The organism is Pseudomonas sp. S1_E05 (assembly GCF_056337105.1).
This window is the reverse complement of the sequence record NZ_JBFRHM010000001.1, coordinates 5921689-5937703: the sequence shown is the minus strand read 5'-3', so window position 1 is coordinate 5937703 and position 16015 is coordinate 5921689. Positions and strand designations below refer to the sequence as shown.

General features: G+C 59.6%; 14 protein-coding genes. 4 read left to right on the top strand and 10 right to left on the bottom strand.

What is annotated here, in order from left to right; genetic code table 11:
* Positions 1-3030, top strand: a complete 3030-nt coding sequence (locus AB4N33_RS27510) for a multidrug efflux RND transporter permease subunit (RefSeq protein WP_476458640.1) — start codon at positions 1-3, stop codon at positions 3028-3030.
* A 161-nt stretch (positions 3031-3191) separates the two neighbouring features.
* Here AB4N33_RS27510 and AB4N33_RS27505 read toward each other — a convergent pair whose 3' ends face one another.
* The 5 genes from AB4N33_RS27505 to colR form a co-directional block, all read right to left on the bottom strand.
* Positions 3192-3419, bottom strand: coding sequence for a hypothetical protein (locus tag AB4N33_RS27505; protein ID WP_460121386.1), 228 nt, complete (start codon positions 3417-3419; stop codon positions 3192-3194).
* Between the two features lie 2 nt (positions 3420-3421).
* Positions 3422-4135, bottom strand: coding sequence for a lipopolysaccharide kinase InaA family protein (locus AB4N33_RS27500; protein WP_476458639.1), 714 nt, complete (start codon positions 4133-4135; stop codon positions 3422-3424).
* 4 nt (positions 4136-4139) lie between these two features.
* On the bottom strand, positions 4140-4808 hold the full coding sequence (locus AB4N33_RS27495) for a class I SAM-dependent methyltransferase (protein ID WP_460121383.1): 669 nt from the start codon (positions 4806-4808) through the stop codon (positions 4140-4142).
* A gap of 152 nt (positions 4809-4960) precedes the next feature.
* On the bottom strand, positions 4961-6244 hold the full coding sequence (locus tag AB4N33_RS27490; protein WP_460121380.1) for a sensor histidine kinase: 1284 nt from the start codon (positions 6242-6244) through the stop codon (positions 4961-4963).
* Positions 6234-6917, bottom strand: a complete 684-nt coding sequence (colR, locus tag AB4N33_RS27485) for a two-component system response regulator ColR (RefSeq protein ID WP_460121378.1) — start codon at positions 6915-6917, stop codon at positions 6234-6236. The genes AB4N33_RS27490 and colR overlap by 11 nt, the downstream gene beginning before the upstream one ends.
* Before the next feature lie 219 nt (positions 6918-7136).
* Here colR and AB4N33_RS27480 point away from each other — a divergent pair, with 219 nt between their 5' ends.
* Positions 7137-7880 (top strand): phosphatase PAP2 family protein, encoded by a 744-nt coding sequence (locus tag AB4N33_RS27480; RefSeq protein WP_476458638.1) that lies wholly within the window; start codon positions 7137-7139, stop codon positions 7878-7880.
* A gap of 219 nt (positions 7881-8099) precedes the next feature.
* Here the strand turns inward: AB4N33_RS27480 and groL are convergent, their stop codons facing one another.
* The 4 genes from groL to AB4N33_RS27460 form a co-directional block, all read right to left on the bottom strand.
* Positions 8100-9746 (bottom strand): chaperonin GroEL, encoded by a 1647-nt coding sequence (groL, locus tag AB4N33_RS27475; protein WP_460140983.1) that lies wholly within the window; start codon positions 9744-9746, stop codon positions 8100-8102.
* 49 nt (positions 9747-9795) lie between these two features.
* A complete protein-coding gene (locus AB4N33_RS27470; RefSeq protein ID WP_460121372.1) occupies positions 9796-10089 on the bottom strand; it encodes a co-chaperone GroES in 294 nt (97 codons plus the stop codon).
* Positions 10090-10337: 248 nt separating this feature from the next.
* Positions 10338-10814 (bottom strand): FxsA family protein, encoded by a 477-nt coding sequence (locus AB4N33_RS27465; RefSeq protein WP_460121369.1) that lies wholly within the window; start codon positions 10812-10814, stop codon positions 10338-10340.
* A gap of 66 nt (positions 10815-10880) precedes the next feature.
* Positions 10881-11612 carry a HugZ family pyridoxamine 5'-phosphate oxidase gene (locus tag AB4N33_RS27460; protein WP_460121367.1) on the bottom strand — a complete coding sequence of 244 codons (732 nt, stop codon included), beginning with the start codon at positions 11610-11612 and terminating at the stop codon, positions 10881-10883.
* A 164-nt stretch (positions 11613-11776) separates the two neighbouring features.
* On the opposite strand from AB4N33_RS27460, the gene AB4N33_RS27455 reads away from it, so the two are divergent.
* Positions 11777-12535: an SDR family oxidoreductase gene (locus tag AB4N33_RS27455; protein WP_476458637.1), complete on the top strand. Its 759-nt coding sequence runs from the start codon at positions 11777-11779 to the stop codon at positions 12533-12535.
* 137 nt (positions 12536-12672) lie between these two features.
* Here the strand turns inward: AB4N33_RS27455 and apbC are convergent, their stop codons facing one another.
* A complete protein-coding gene (gene apbC, locus AB4N33_RS27450; RefSeq protein WP_460121363.1) occupies positions 12673-13767 on the bottom strand; it encodes an iron-sulfur cluster carrier protein ApbC in 1095 nt (364 codons plus the stop codon).
* 185 nt (positions 13768-13952) lie between these two features.
* Between apbC and metG the strand changes: the two genes are divergently transcribed.
* A complete protein-coding gene (metG, locus tag AB4N33_RS27445) occupies positions 13953-16004 on the top strand; it encodes a methionine--tRNA ligase (RefSeq protein ID WP_460121361.1) in 2052 nt (683 codons plus the stop codon).
* Positions 16005-16015: the final 11 nt, after the last annotated feature.

The window sequence follows — 16015 nt, the reverse complement described above, 5'->3', positions numbered from 1 at the left end:
ATGGCTTTTACCGACCCGTTCATCCGCCGCCCGGTGCTCGCCTGCGTGGTCAGCCTGTTGATTGTGCTGCTGGGTTTCCAGGCCTGGAGCAAGCTGCCGCTGCGCCAGTATCCGCAAATGGAAAACGCCCTGATCACGGTCACCACCGCGTACCCCGGTGCCAATGCCGAAACCATCCAGGGCTACATCACCCAGCCGATGCAACAGAGCCTGGCGAGCGCCGAGGGGATTGATTACATGACCTCGGTCAGTCGTCAGAACTTCTCGATCATTTCCATCTACGCACGCATCGGCTCCAACAGCGACCGTTTGTTCACGGAGTTGCTGGCCAAGGCCAACGAGGTGAAAAACCAACTGCCCCAGGACGCCGAAGACCCGGTGCTGAGCAAGGAAGCGGCGGACGCCTCGGCGCTGATGTACATCAGTTTCTTCAGCAAGGAACTGAGCAACCCGCAGATCACCGATTACCTGTCGCGAGTCATCCAGCCCAAACTGGCGACGCTGCCGGGCATGGCCGAAGCCGAGATTCTCGGTAACCAGGTGTTCGCCATGCGCCTGTGGCTGGACCCGGTCAAGCTCGCAGGTTTTGGCCTGAGCGCCAGCGACGTGACCAACGCGGTGCGCCAGTACAACTTCCTCTCCGCCGCTGGCGAAGTGAAAGGCGAGTACGTGGTCACCAGCATCAATGCCAACACCGAACTGAAATCCGCCGAGGCCTTCGCGGCGATCCCGCTCAAGGTCGAAGGCGACAGCCGAGTGCTGCTGCGCGATGTCGCACGGGTGGAAATGGGCGCGGAAAACTACGACAGCATCAGTTCCTTCGGTGGCACGCCGTCGGTGTACATCGGCATCAAGGCCACGCCCGGCGCCAACCCACTGGACGTGATCAAGGAAGTGCGCAAGATCATGCCGGACCTTGAGGCCCAGTTGCCGCCCAACCTCAAGGGCGAGATTGCCTACGACGCCACGCTGTTTATCCAGGCCTCCATCGATGAGGTGGTGAAGACCCTGTTCGAAGCCGTGCTGATCGTGATTGTCGTGGTGTTTCTGTTCCTCGGCGCCCTGCGTTCGGTCGTGATCCCGGTGGTCACCATTCCGCTGTCGATGATCGGCGTGATGTTCTTCATGCAAATGATGGGCTATTCGATCAACTTGCTGACCTTGCTGGCCATGGTGCTGGCTATCGGCCTGGTGGTGGACGACGCCATCGTGGTAGTGGAAAACATCCACCGGCATATCGAGGAAGGCAAGACGCCGTTGGACGCCGCCATCGAAGGTGCCCGGGAAATCGCCATGCCGGTGGTCTCGATGACCATCACCCTGGCGGCGGTGTATGCGCCCATCGGCTTCCTCACCGGCCTCACCGGCGCGTTGTTCAAGGAGTTCGCCCTGACGCTGGCCGGCGCCGTGGTTATCTCCGGCATCGTCGCCCTGACCCTGTCACCGATGATGTGCGCCGTATTGTTGCGCCACGACGAAAACCCGACGGGCCTGGAACATCGTCTGGACTTGATCTTCGAAAGTCTCAAGCGCCGCTACCAGCGCCTGCTCCACGGCACGCTGAATACACGTCCGGTGGTATTGGTGTTTGCCGTCATCGTGCTGTGCCTGATCCCGGCCCTGCTGATGTTCACCAAATCGGAACTGGCACCTGACGAGGACCAGGGCATCGTCTTCATGATCTCGAATGCGCCGCAGCCAACCAACCTCGACTACCTGAACACCTACACCAACGAATTCATCGATATCTTCAAGGCGTTTCCGGAGTACTACTCGTCATTCCAGATCAACGGCTTCAACGGTGTGCAGTCGGGTGTCGGCGGCTTTCTGCTCAAGCCGTGGAACGAACGTGACCGCACACAGATGCAAATTCTGCCCGAGGTCCAGAGCAAGCTCGACAGCATCGCCGGCTTGCAGGTATTCGGTTTCAACCTGCCTTCCCTCCCGGGCACCGGCGAGGGTCTGCCGTTTCAGTTCGTGATCAACACCGCCAGCGATTACGACTCGTTGCTGCAGGTGATGGACCGAGTGAAAAAGCGCGCGATGGAGTCCGGCAAGTTCGCTTTCGTCGACGTCGACCTGGCGTTCGACAAGCCCGAAGTCGTGGTCGATATCGATCGCGCCAAGGCTGCGCAGATGGGAGTGTCCATGCAGGACCTGGGTGGCACGCTGGCGACATTGCTGGGCGAAGCGGAAATCAACCGCTTCACCATTGAAGGCCGCAGCTACAAGGTCATCGCTCAGGTCGAACGACCGTTCCGCGACAACCCCGACTGGCTGAACAACTATTACGTGAAGAACACCAAGGGCGAACTGCTGGCCCTTTCGACCCTGATCACCGTCACCGACCGCGCACGACCACGCCAGTTGAACCAGTTCCAACAGCTCAATTCGGCCATCCTCTCTGGCGTGCCGCTGGTGAGCATGGGCGAGGCCCTCGACGTGGTGCGCCAGATCGCTCGGGAAGAAGCACCAGCCGGCTTTGCCATCGACTATGCCGGGGCCTCGCGACAATACATTCAGGAAGGCACTGCGCTGTGGGTGACGTTTGCCCTGGCGCTGGCAATCATTTTCCTGGTGCTGGCGGCTCAGTTCGAGAGCTTCCGCGACCCGCTGGTGATTCTGGTGACGGTGCCGCTGTCGATCTGCGGGGCGTTGCTGCCTTTGTTCCTGGGCTGGTCCAGCATGAACATCTACACCCAGGTCGGATTGGTGACGCTGATCGGATTGATCAGCAAACACGGGATCCTGATCGTCGAATTCGCCAACCAGTTACGCAAGGACAAGGGGCTGACACCCCGGGAAGCCGTCGAGGAAGCCGCCTCCATCCGCCTGCGTCCGGTGTTGATGACCACTGCAGCCATGGTCTTCGGCATGGTCCCGCTGATCATCGCCACGGGAGCAGGTGCCGTCAGCCGCTTCGACATCGGGACGGTCATTGCCACGGGGATGTCGATCGGCACGCTGTTCACCCTGTTCGTCTTGCCGTGCGTGTACACCGTGCTGGCGAAGCCCGACCGCTCCCTGTAGGAGCGAGCTTGCTCCGGGCGGCGATCCGACGATGACGGTGCATCCGTCAGCGAACATGGCGCCTGACACACTGCCATCGCAAGCAAGCTCGCTCCTACAGGGACAGGGGCAAAAAAAAGGCCTCGCATCTGGCGAGGCCTTTTCCGGGGGGCTTGAATGGGTCAACTTTGCGGCCTCAGTCCTTGAGAAAGACCGAACATGAACAGTAACAAGTCATGATCGGGTTGTGTTGTGGCCGACACCTTGGCAACCCGCGGCATGGGGCAACGAGCGTCTCCGTTCGCTGAACCGAGAACCTGTGTGCGCGGCTGCTCCCAAGCCGCTACCGCCAATGAAGCAACTGCCAAGGCTCCTACCAGGAACAAACCTCGTGCAATTTCTAGTTTCATCGCTATAAACCCTTGATAGCGCTGCCAAACGCTGTCTCATAAAAATAGACGAGTTTTTTCCACTCCGTGTCGCTGAACGACGAATGGCGGCGCAGTTGTTTCAGGTCATGGGAAGCGGCGCGATAGGCGGTCAAGCGCTGCCGGCATTTCTCCAGATCGATCACGGCGGATTCCACCTTGGCGGACTCGCCTTCGCCGGTGACCCGGACAAAGACGTGCTTCATGTAGAGGCAACTGTGCTGCCAACGCCCCAAGTGCATCAACGCCAGGTTCTCGGCGACACTCTTCAATACACGGTCCTGCACGACCTCGCTGTAGTGCTCGCGCCCACCGCCGGCGTACCAATGGGCGATTTCCTCAAACCCATCCAGTGACTTGGTCACCAGCAAGGCGCGCCATTGGTGGGCGGGGTCGCGTTGCGCGCCGCAGAAGACGATCTCAGGCGCTCGCACACCTAAACGCTGTACACCGATCAGCGCATCACGTTCACGCAACACCGTCGGGCGACCGAACGGGTGCAGCCAACTGCGGTAAATGTGCCCGGTCTGACGCTTGGCGTAGAGCAACTGACCATCGTCACCCTTGACGCGCTGGACGCCACTTTCGCCCCCGCGACGAACGTTTGGTTCTTCGACCCATTCGCCGCGTTGATTCCAGTAGAAGTCGAAACGATCTTCCAGAGTATTGTTCGTTCCCGCCGCACACTGCGCTGCCATTGAGTTACCTCTTGCGTAATACATAAACTCGCCACATGGCGAAGAACGGTAGAAAGTCCAGTCGTTCCTGAATTCGAAAACCCGCTTGTTCAAATTCCTTTTCGACCGTAGCTACCGGTAACACAAATCGGTTTTGGTAACCTTCCTGCCCACGTTTAAGCTCTGAACGCTGACGCTTCCACGCCTTGAAATTGCCGTCGACCCAAAGAGAAAGGACGACGCTGTCGCGGGTGACGCGTTCGAATTCACGTAGAATCGCCAGTCGATGCTCGGCTTCACCAATGTGGTGCAGCAGGCGCATGCAAAAAATGCTGTCGACGGCGTTATCAGGCAAGGCGATGTCGAACGCAGAAGTGTGCAAAGGTTGTACCCGTTTCACGACTTCGGCAGGTTGCGCAGCCATTGCGACCTTGATCATTGACTCGGAGTTGTCCGCGCCAATGATCACGCGATTGTGTTTTTCCGCCAGCAATGGCCAAAAACGCCCGGCACCACAAGGCAAATCAAGTACCAGTCCGGGTTCACCGGCCAGGGTCAATGCTTTGCGCGCCAACTGCTCGTCACGCCAGTGAGACAATCGGCGCGAAAAACCGTTCTTGTGTTTGCGCAAATATTTTTCGGCGTGTGTGTCGTCGTACTTTTCGGAAAAATCGAGTTTAATCGGGCCGGCCATCACCAAGCACTCCTGATCGTCTGATGACAATCACGTTAAGGAGCGACGTGTCAGCGGCAGGTCATGCGTTTGTGAAAAAAATGTCATGTAAAACCTCAAAGCATTACAAGGTTTTACATGATTCGACTGGACGGGCGATGGCGAACACGGATTCAACCGGCGGGACGAGCGCCCAGTTCAACTTCAAAACGGCAGCCATTGGGCTCCATGTGCGTCAGGTTCACGCTCCATCCCTGGTTTTCGCAGATGCGTTGCACCAGCGAGAGCCCCAGACCCAACCCGTCTCCACGCTTTTCGTCACCTCGCACGAAAGGTTCGAACATCGCCTGGCGTTTCTCCTCGGGAATTCCCACGCCACTGTCCTCAACCCGGAACCCGGTCGCCGTCAAGGTCAAGCGGATGAAACCTCGTTCGGTGTAATGCAACGCATTGCGCAACAAGTTGCCCATTACCGCGTGCAGCAACGTGGAGTTGTAGCGGGTGCTGGTGGGATTCCCAGGCTCGACGATCAACGATAATCCCTTGTTCTCGATCGGCTCGCGCCAGAGGCCGAGCAGGTCGTCGGCAACCTGGTCAACCGTCTGTTGCGGCGACATGCTGGCATCTTCACGCTGGGCCCTGGCCAGCATCAGGAAGGTTTGCACCAGTTCGCGCATCTCCTCACTGGCACGGGCGATACGCTCGACCTGCGCCCGACCACGCTGGTCGATGCCGGGGTTTTCCAACAGCAATTCACAGGACGTGGCCAGCACCATCAGTGGCGTGCGCAATTCATGGCTGACATCACTGGTAAACAAGCGCTCGCGGGTCAATGCCTGGCGCAAGCGACCCAGCGTGACGTCGAACGCCACGGCAAGCTCCCCCACTTCGTCGGCGGCGTAGTCCGGCGCCAGCGGAGGCGCCAGGCCCAACAACTGATCACGGTGGCGTACCTGGCGCGCCAGGCGTACCACGGGGGCCATCACCTTGCGCGCCAGTATCCAGCCAAGGAACACGGCCAGCGCCAGACTCAATACAAAACCGACCAACACGACCGCGAACAGCACGCGCTCGCGTTCCTCGAAATCACTCTGATCCTGGAGCAAAACGTAACGCCGGCCATCGACCACCTCGACCATGGCGTGATACGACAATTGCTCGCGAAACACCTCATGAAACCCTGGATCGAGATGGCGCAGGTCCTTGGGCAGCTCGAAGTCTCCCGGTCCGCCGCTGAAATAGAACAACTGGTCCGGTTCCGGGCGATGGCTCCAGTCCGAAACGCTGTCCATCAACAACAGACGTTGCAAGTCACCGCCCAGTCCTGCCGAAATCAGTTTTTCTTCCACCAGGTGCACGGTCGCGACAATGCCCATGGCGAAGGCCCCGGCGACCAGCGCGCTCATCAGCGCAAAGGCAATGATGATCCGCTGGGCAAGGCTTTGCTTAAACTCCATCACGGCCCTCGGCCAAGCGATATCCCACACCATGCACGGTGTGCAGAAGCGGTTTGGCAAATGGCTTGTCAATCACCTGACGCAATTGGTGGACGTGACTGCGCAGGCTGTCACTGTCCGGGCAATCATCCCCCCACAGGGCCTCTTCGAGAATTTCCCGACGCAGCACATGGGGGCTTTTCTGCATCAACACGGCCAGCAACTTGAGGCCAACCGGGTTCAGCTTCAGCAAGCGACCTTCGCGGGTGACCTCCAGCGTGTCGAGGTCATAGCTGAGGTCACCAACCTCCAGGGCGCGACGGCCGCCGCCCTGCGTGCGACGCATGACGGCTTCGATCCGCGCGGCCAGCTCAGACAGGGCGAAAGGCTTGATCAGATAGTCATCGGCGCCGGACTTGAAGCCCTGCAGACGGTCGTCCAACTGATCACGGGCGGTGAGCATGATCACTGGCGTATCGCGGCGGGCATCCTCCCGCAGGCGTTTGCACAGGGTGTAGCCGTCGATCCCGGGCAGCATGATGTCGAGCACGATCAGGTCGTAATGCTCGGTGGCTGCCAGGTGAAGGCCCGACAAACCGTCCTGAGCGCAATCGACGGTATAGCCTTTGAGCCCCAGGTAATCGGCCAGATTGGCCAGGATATCGCGGTTGTCTTCAACCAATAGAATTCGCATGGGCACCTCCTGCGTACACGGTAACGGCCGTCTTGGCTCGCGCAGCTTAAGGCCAAGTGTGGCTCAGGACCAGAATCTCTTGCAGTTGTATTTGCGGCTTTTCAAGCCTGCAAGTGCTTAACGACTTTTTCACCCTCGATTCACAAACAGACGACACCCCTCTGCCCACACTCCGCGCGGCTGCACTTTCAAGTATTTTTAACCGATCAAGGAACTGCCATGGTTTCCACCACCGTCCGCCCGGCATCGCGCGCGCTCAATTGGCGTTTGTACCTGGGTGTTCCCGCCATTGCGGCAATTGTTTTGATGCTGCTCGAACTGACGTCGCTGGACATGGACTTGGCCACGCTGTTCTATGACCCGGTGGCGCAAGATTTCATCGGGCGCCACAGCTACTTCCTTGAAGACATCCTGCATGACCGCGCCAAGCAAATGGTTATCGCGTTTTCAGTGTTCGCCATACTCGGCTTCATCGGGGCGTTTTTCATCCACCGGCTTAAACCGTTCAAACGCGAACTCGGTTGCCTGGTGCTGTCCCTGGGGCTGGCAACCTCCTTCGTCACGCCGGTCAAGGCGGTGACGGCAGTGCAGTGTCCATGGAGCCTGGAGCAATTCGGCGGCCACGAGACCTACAGCAAACTGCTCAGCCCTCGCCCGCCCACCAACAAACCCGGCCGCTGCTGGCCCGGGGGACACGCCGCGACCGGTTTCACCCTGTTCGCACTGTTTTTTGTGCTGCGTGATCGGCGGCCACGACTGGCGCGCGCCGCGTTTGTCTTTGCCTTCGCCCTGGGCACGGTGTTTTCCGTGGGACGGATGATGCAGGGGGCGCACTTTTTCTCGCACAACGTATGGACGGCCATTTTCTGCTGGCTGATTTGTTTGGGATCGTATTACTGGATCCTGTATCGGCCGGCCGGAAAAGATGAGCGCGTGAGCAAGGCACAACCGGCCAGCGCCTGACACTACCCCTGCCCCCTGTAGGAGCGAGCATGTCGAGGCGTCGAACCGTCGCGATGGAAGTCCGGACACCGCGGGCTGTCAGATTGCCCGCGTTATCGTTGACGTCCATCGCGAGCATGCTCGCTCCTACAGGGTTTGGTGTAGGTCGAAAATGACAGGCAATAAAAAACCCCGCCGGCTTTCGCCGGCGGGGTTTTTCGTTACAGGGGTAAGGCTGGCTTACATCATGCCGCCCATGCCGCCCATACCGCCCATGTCTGGCATGCCGCCGCCAGCTGGAGCGTCTTTCTTCGGTGCATCAGCGATCGCCACTTCGGTGGTCAGCAGCAGACCGGCAATGGAGCTGGCCGATTGCAGAGCCGAACGGGTCACCTTGGTTGGGTCCAGGATGCCCATTTCGATCATGTCGCCGTATTCGCCACTCGCAGCGTTGTAACCGTAGTTACCTTTGCCGTTCTTGACTTCGTTGACCACAACGCTTGGCTCGTCACCGCTGTTGGCGGCGATCTGACGCAGCGGAGCTTCGATGGCACGCTTGAGAACCGAGATACCCACGTCCTGATCAGCGTTGTCGCCTTTCAGTTCGGAAATGGCTTGCAGCGAACGGATCAGCGCTACACCACCGCCAGGTACCACGCCTTCTTCAACGGCTGCACGGGTAGCGTGCAGGGCGTCTTCAACGCGGGCTTTCTTCTCTTTCATTTCAACTTCGGAACCAGCGCCAACCTTGATCACTGCAACGCCGCCGGACAGCTTGGCCAGACGCTCTTGCAGTTTTTCACGGTCGTAGTCCGAGGAAGTTTCGGCAACCTGGGCACGGATCTGAGCGATACGGCCTTCGATGTCGCCCTGAACGCCAGCACCGTCAACGATGATGGTGTTTTCCTTGGACAGGGTTACGCGCTTGGCGTTGCCCAGATGCTCCAGGGTGGTGCTTTCCAGGCTCAGGCCGATCTCTTCGGAGATCACGGTGCCGCCGGTCAGGACGGCGATGTCCTGCAGCATGGCCTTGCGACGGTCGCCGAAGCCTGGTGCCTTGACGGCAGCAACTTTGACGATGCCACGCATGTTGTTCACAACCAGAGTCGCCAAGGCTTCGCCTTCAACGTCTTCGGCAATGATCAGCAGTGGACGACCGGCTTTGGCAACGGCTTCCAGCACTGGCAGCATTTCGCGGATGTTCGAGATCTTTTTGTCGACCAGCAGGATCAGCGGGCCGTCGAGCTCGGCAACCATGGTGTCCGGCTTGTTGACGAAGTACGGGGACAGGTAGCCACGGTCGAACTGCATGCCTTCTACAACCGACAGTTCGTTTTCCAGGCCCGAGCCTTCTTCAACGGTGATCACGCCTTCTTTACCGACTTTTTCCATGGCTTCGGCAATGATGTCGCCGATGGAGTTGTCGGAGTTGGCGGAGATGGTGCCCACCTGAGCGATAGCCTTGGTGTCAGCGCATGGCTTGGACAGAGCCTTGAGCTCTTTGACGACCGCGATGGCCGCTTTGTCGATACCGCGCTTGAGGTCCATCGGGTTCATGCCGGCAGCGACGGCTTTCAGGCCTTCGTTGACGATGGCTTGAGCCAGAACGGTAGCGGTGGTGGTGCCGTCGCCGGCGTCATCGTTGGCACGGGAGGCAACGTCTTTGACCAGCTGCGCGCCCATGTTTTCAAAACGGTCGTCCAGCTCGATTTCCTTGGCTACGGAAACGCCGTCCTTGGTGATGGTCGGAGCGCCGAAGCTCTTCTCGATGATTACGTTACGGCCTTTCGGGCCCAGGGTCGCTTTTACCGCGTCAGCCAGGACGTTGACACCGGTAAGCATTTTCTTGCGGGCGGAATCGCCGAATTTAACGTCTTTAGCAGCCATGATCGATATTCCTTAAATACTTTGTAGTAACGGGAAAATGAGCGGGGAATCAGCCTTCGATAACAGCGAGAATCTCGTTCTCAGCCATTACCAGCAGGTCTTCGCCGTCGACTTTCACAGTGTTGCTGCCGGAGTAAGGACCGAACACAACCTTGTCGCCCACTTTTACGGACAGTGCACGCACTTCACCGTTGTCCAGTACGCGGCCGGTGCCTACAGCGAGGATTTCGCCGTTGTTGGCTTTTTCGGAAGCCGAACCTGGCAGGACGATACCGCCAGCGGTGGTTTTCAGCTCTTCGCTGCGACGAATAACGACGCGGTCATGCAGAGGACGAAGCTTCATTGTCGATCTCTCCTAATTGTGGTTTTCATCGGCCGGTGTAATCCCGGCGGGTTTAACAAAGTCCGGCGGTGCCGGGTGCGGCTCGACAAGCGAACCGCTGAAGTCTGTCTGGCGTGATCGCCAGAAACCTTGCGGTGACCGTTACATAGGGGCGCATAAGCTTATTACAAGGGCGGAGCACGAAATTTTTTAATCGATCTGCCGAAAACGAACACGGCACCCGAGGGTGCCGTGCAGGTGAAACGACTTTACTTGTTGTCGCGGTGTTCGAACTCGCCTTCGATCACGTCGGGCTCACGGCCCAATGGTTCGCGCGGCGCGGGACCGCCACGTGGCTGAAGGTCGTCGGCGAAAGCTCGCTGACGCATCGCGGCCTCTTCGGCACGCTGGCGCATTTTATTGGCCAGCAGTCGACGGGAGAACGGCAGCAGCAGTATCAGGCCAAGCACATCCGTGACGAAGCCCGGCAGGATCAACAGACCACCCGCCAGAGCCAGCATCAGGCCTTCGAGCATGGTCTGCGCTGGCATTTCGCCACGATTCAGGCTTTCACGCGCACGCAGCGCAGTGGCCAGCCCGGCGATGCGCAACACGAACACGCCGAACATCGAGCCGAGAATGACCAGCAGCAGGGCGGGGAAGAAGCCTATCGCTCCGCTGACCTTGACGAATACGAACAGCTCCAACACCGGAAACAGTACAAAGAGCAGCAAAAAAGGGCGCATCAAATGGTTCCTCAACGCAAGAATGCCTTGCCAGTGTTCCTTAGATGACGTCGCGGGTTCGTGAATTCAAGCACTGGCCTCTGTATTTTTCGGCCATCGCTCGGCGTGAGCCAGGAAAACCAAGGCCTCGCGCACTTGTGTCGGCGTGTTACATGGCGATTGAAACGGCAACCAGAAGAGCCCCTGCCCGATGCGCAAGTGCATGCCTTCGGTGTCGATCCCGGCCAGTTGTGCCGGCTCGCTCTTCGGCAAGCCGGCGAGTTCGACGTAATGGGCGATGGCCTTGGCGTGATCGGCGTTCATGTGCTCGACCATGCTGATTTCCGCCTTGCCGGCGAAGGGGTTGGCCAGGGTCAACTGGTCGACCCAGTGAATCGCGCCGAAACCGCCGATGTAGCGATGGCGTACAGGCTTGAGCACCCAGAAATCGAAGTCATGGGCCTTGTGGTAGTTCTGTGAATCCGGGAAATAGCGGTAGTAACGCTCGGCAGCGGCGTCGATCTGCGCGACCTCGTGCAACTGCTGCGCCTCGGCGAGATAGGTAAGGCGCCCGACCGCCTGCACATCTTCGGCACCGCGCTCGCCGACGAATAGCGAGCATTTCGGGTCTTTCTGCAGGTTATGCGTGTGCTGGGCGATGCGGCTGATCAGAATCAGCGGACGGCCCTGCTCGTCCAGGCAATAAGGCACCACGGAGCCAAACGGGAACCCAGGCATGGCCTTGGAGTGGGTGGAAAGCACCCCACGGTATTCCTTGAGAAGTAATTCTCGGGCATTCTTGGCCGCTTCAACGCTCAATTTATGACTCCTAACTAAGAATCCGTCGAAAAAACGGACAGGCGACTGAAGAAAGTTTCAGCCCGCCATCGGGGCAATTCTCATGTGCAGCCAGGCGATGTCGGGCGCAGAGAGAGGAGGCTCACGAACAGTAAGACCACTCCATCTGCTACCGGGGCATACTCATGCAACTTAAAGACAAAGTAATCATTATCACTGGCGGTTGCCAGGGTTTGGGCCGCTCCATGGCCGAGTATTTCGCCGACAAGGGCGCCCGGCTGGCGCTGGTCGACCTGAACCAGGAAAAGCTCGACGATGCGGTGGCTGTGTGCAAGGCCAAGGGCGTCGAGGCCCGCGCCTACCTGTGCAATGTCGCCAACGAAGAGCAGGTGACGCACATGGTCGCCCAGGTGGCCGAGGACTTCGGCGCGATCCACGGCCTGATCAACAACGCCGGGATCCTGCGCGACGGCCTCCTGCTCAAGGTCAAGGATGGCGAGATGACCAAAATGAGCCTTGCCCAATGGCAGGCCGTCATCGACGTCAACCTGACCGGCGTGTTCCTTTGCACCCGTGAAGTCGCGGCGAAAATGGTCGAGCTGAACAACAGCGGCGCGATCATCAACATTTCGTCGATTTCCCGCGCGGGCAACATCGGCCAGACCAACTACTCCGCCGCCAAGGCAGGTGTCGCCGCGGCGACCGTGACCTGGGCCAAGGAACTGGCGCGCTACGACATTCGTGTGGCCGGCATTGCACCGGGCTTCATCGAAACCGAGATGACCTTGGGCATGCGCCCCGAAGCGCTGGAGAAGATGACCGCCGGGATTCCCCTCAAGCGCATGGGCAAGCCGGAAGAAATCGCCCATTCGGCGGCGTACATCTTCGAGAACGACTACTACACCGGGCGGATTCTGGAGATGGATGGCGGGTTGCGTATTTAAGCCCACCACAAACAAGTGTGGGAGCGAGCTTGCTCGCGAAGGCGGTGTGTCAGTCAAAATTTCTGCTTATGACACACCGCTTTCGCGAGCAAGTCGAATCGTCGCACCGCCGCTCCCACTTTTGGACCGCGTTCGAATCAATCGTCGCTGATGCTGATGTTCGGCATCGCCGGCGTCGCCGCCTCCTGCAACACAATCCGCGCGCCAACGTGACGGGCCAGTTCCTGATAGACCATGGCAATCTGGCTGTCCGGCTCGGCGATCACGGTCGGCTTGCCGCCGTCGGCCTGCTCGCGGATGACCATCGACAGCGGCAACGACGCCAGCAGTTCGACCCCGTATTGTTCGGCCAGCTTCACCCCGCCGCCTTCACCGAACAGGTGCTCGGCATGCCCGCAGTTGGAGCAGATGTGCACGGCCATGTTTTCCACCACGCCCAGCACCGGAATGTTGACCTTGCGGAACATCTCCACGCCCTTGCGGGCGTCCAGCAACGCCAGGTCCTGCGGGGTGGTGACAATCACAGCACCAGCCACCGGGACTTTTTGCGCCAGGGTCAACTGAATGTCACCGGTGCCTGGCGGCATGTCGATGACCAGATAATCCAGATCGCCCCAGGCGGTCTGCGTCACCAATTGCAACAGCGCGCCGGAGACCATGGGACCGCGCCAGACCATGGGCGTGTTGTCATCGGTCAGGAAGGCCATGGACATCACTTCAACGCCATGGGACTCGATGGGCACGAACCATTTCTGGTCCTTGACCTTGGGGCGCGTGCCTTCGGCAATGCCGAACATGATGCCCTGGCTTGGACCGTAGATGTCCGCATCCAGAATCCCCACCTTGGCCCCTTCACGGGCCAGGGCCAGCGCGAGGTTGGCGGCCGTGGTGGACTTGCCGACGCCGCCCTTGCCGGACGCCACGGCGACCACATTCTTGACGTTGGCCAGGCCAGGAATCTGCGCCTGGGCCTTGTGCGCGGCGATCTGGCTGGTGATCTCTACACGGGCACTGGCCACGCCGTCCAGGCCTTCGATTGCCATTTGCAGCATCTGCGACCAGCCGCTCTTGAACAGGCCAGCGGCGTAGCCCAACACCAGTTGCACGCTGACGCGGTCGCCCTGAATGTCGATGTTTCGCACGCACCCGGCGCTGACCGGGTCCTGGTTCAGATAAGGGTCGGTGTATTGACGAAGGACGGCTTCCACCGCTGCGCGATTGACGGCGCTCATGGGCAACTCCAATAGCAAGACTGGAAAATCAGGCGGCTATCCTACCTGTTCTGACGGCCTGGCGGCACGCTTTCAGAATGTGACAACCACCGGCTACCAGTCCCCGGAGTCCGGCGCCGGGGGTGAAAAATATGCGCCGGCGCTTTATAGTGGCCGACCTCCGTTTCATCAAGTAGCCGAGCCCCATGTCCGAGCCACGCCAGATCCTCGTCACCAGCGCCCTGCCCTACGCCAATGGTTCGATCCATCTTGGCCATATGCTGGAATACATCCAGACAGATATGTGGGTGCGCTTCCAGAAGCACCGCGGCAATCAATGCATTTATGTCTGCGCCGACGACGCCCACGGTTCGGCGATCATGCTGCGCGCAGAGAAGGAAGGCATCACCCCCGAACAACTGATCGCCAACGTCCAGGCCGAACACAGCGCCGACTTTGCCGACTTCCTGGTGGACTTCGATAATTTCCACTCCACTCACGCCGAAGAAAACCGTGAGCTGTCGAGCCAGATCTACCTGAAACTGCGTGACGCCGGGCACATTGCCACGCGCTCGATCACCCAGTATTTCGACCCGGAAAAGAAAATGTTCCTGGCCGACCGCTTCATCAAGGGCACCTGTCCGAAGTGTGGCACCGAAGACCAGTACGGCGACAATTGTGAAAAATGCGGAGCGACCTATGCGCCGACCGACCTGAAGGATCCGAAGTCGGCCATCTCCGGTGCCACTCCGGTGCTCAAGGATTCCCAGCACTTCTTCTTCAAGTTGCCGGACTTCCAGGCCATGCTCCAAACCTGGACCCGCAGCGGCACCCTGCAGGACGCCGTGGCCAACAAGATCGCCGAGTGGCTGGATGCCGGCCTGCAACAGTGGGACATTTCCCGGGATGCGCCGTACTTCGGTTTCGAGATCCCGGACGAGCCAGGCAAGTACTTCTATGTCTGGCTGGACGCGCCGATCGGCTACATGGCCAGCTTCAAGAACCTGTGCAACCGCACACCGGAGCTGGACTTCGACGCGTTCTGGGGCAAGGACTCCACCGCCGAGCTTTACCACTTCATCGGCAAGGACATCGTCAACTTCCACGCCCTGTTCTGGCCGGCGATGCTCGAAGGCGCGGGCTACCGCAAGCCGACCGGCATCAACGTGCACGGCTACCTGACCGTCAACGGCCAGAAAATGTCCAAGTCCCGTGGCACCTTCATCAAGGCCCGGACCTATCTCGACCATCTGTCGCCGGAGTACCTGCGTTACTACTACGCCGCCAAGCTCAGCCGTGGCGTCGATGACCTGGACCTGAACCTCGAAGACTTCGTGCAGAAGGTCAACTCCGACCTGGTCGGCAAAGTCGTCAACATCGCCAGCCGTTGCGCCGGTTTCATCCACAAAGGCAATGCCGGCCTGATGGTCGACAACAACGCCGCACCGGAGCTGACCGAAGCGTTCCTGGCCGCCGCGCCGAGCATCGCCGACGCCTACGAGGCGCGTGACTTTGCCCGTGCCATGCGCGAAATCATGGCCCTGGCCGACCGCGCCAACGCCTGGATCGCCGACAAGGCTCCGTGGTCGTTGAACAAACAGGAAGGCAAGCAGGATGAAGTCCAGGCCATCTGCGCCACTGGCGTCAACCTGTTCCGCCAACTGGTGATCTTCCTCAAGCCAGTGCTGCCTTTGCTGGCCGCCGATGCCGAGGCATTCCTGAATGTCGCGCCGCTGACCTGGAACGACCACGCGACCCTGCTCGGCAACCATCAGTTGAACGAGTTCAAGCCGTTGATGACCCGAATCGATCCAGTGAAAGTGCAAGCCATGACCGACGCCTCGAAAGAAGACCTGACAGCCAGCCAGACCGACACGGGCGAAGCGGCACCGGCCGGCAATGGCGAACTGGCCAAGGACCCGCTGTCGCCGGAAATCGACTTCGACACCTTTGCCGCGGTTGACCTGCGCGTTGCCCTGATCGTCAAGGCCGAAGCCGTGGAAGGTGCCGACAAACTGTTGCGCCTGACTCTCGACATCGGCGATGAGCAGCGCAACGTATTCTCGGGCATCAAGAGCGCTTACCCGGACCCGTCCAAGCTCGACGGCCGCCTGACCATGATGATCGCCAACCTCAAGCCTCGTAAAATGAAGTTCGGCGTGTCTGAAGGCATGGTGATGGCGGCGGGCCCTGGCGGTGAAGAAATTTATCTGCTCAGCCCCGACAGCGGCGCCAAGCCTGGCCAGCGCATCAAGTAAATCATTGCGCT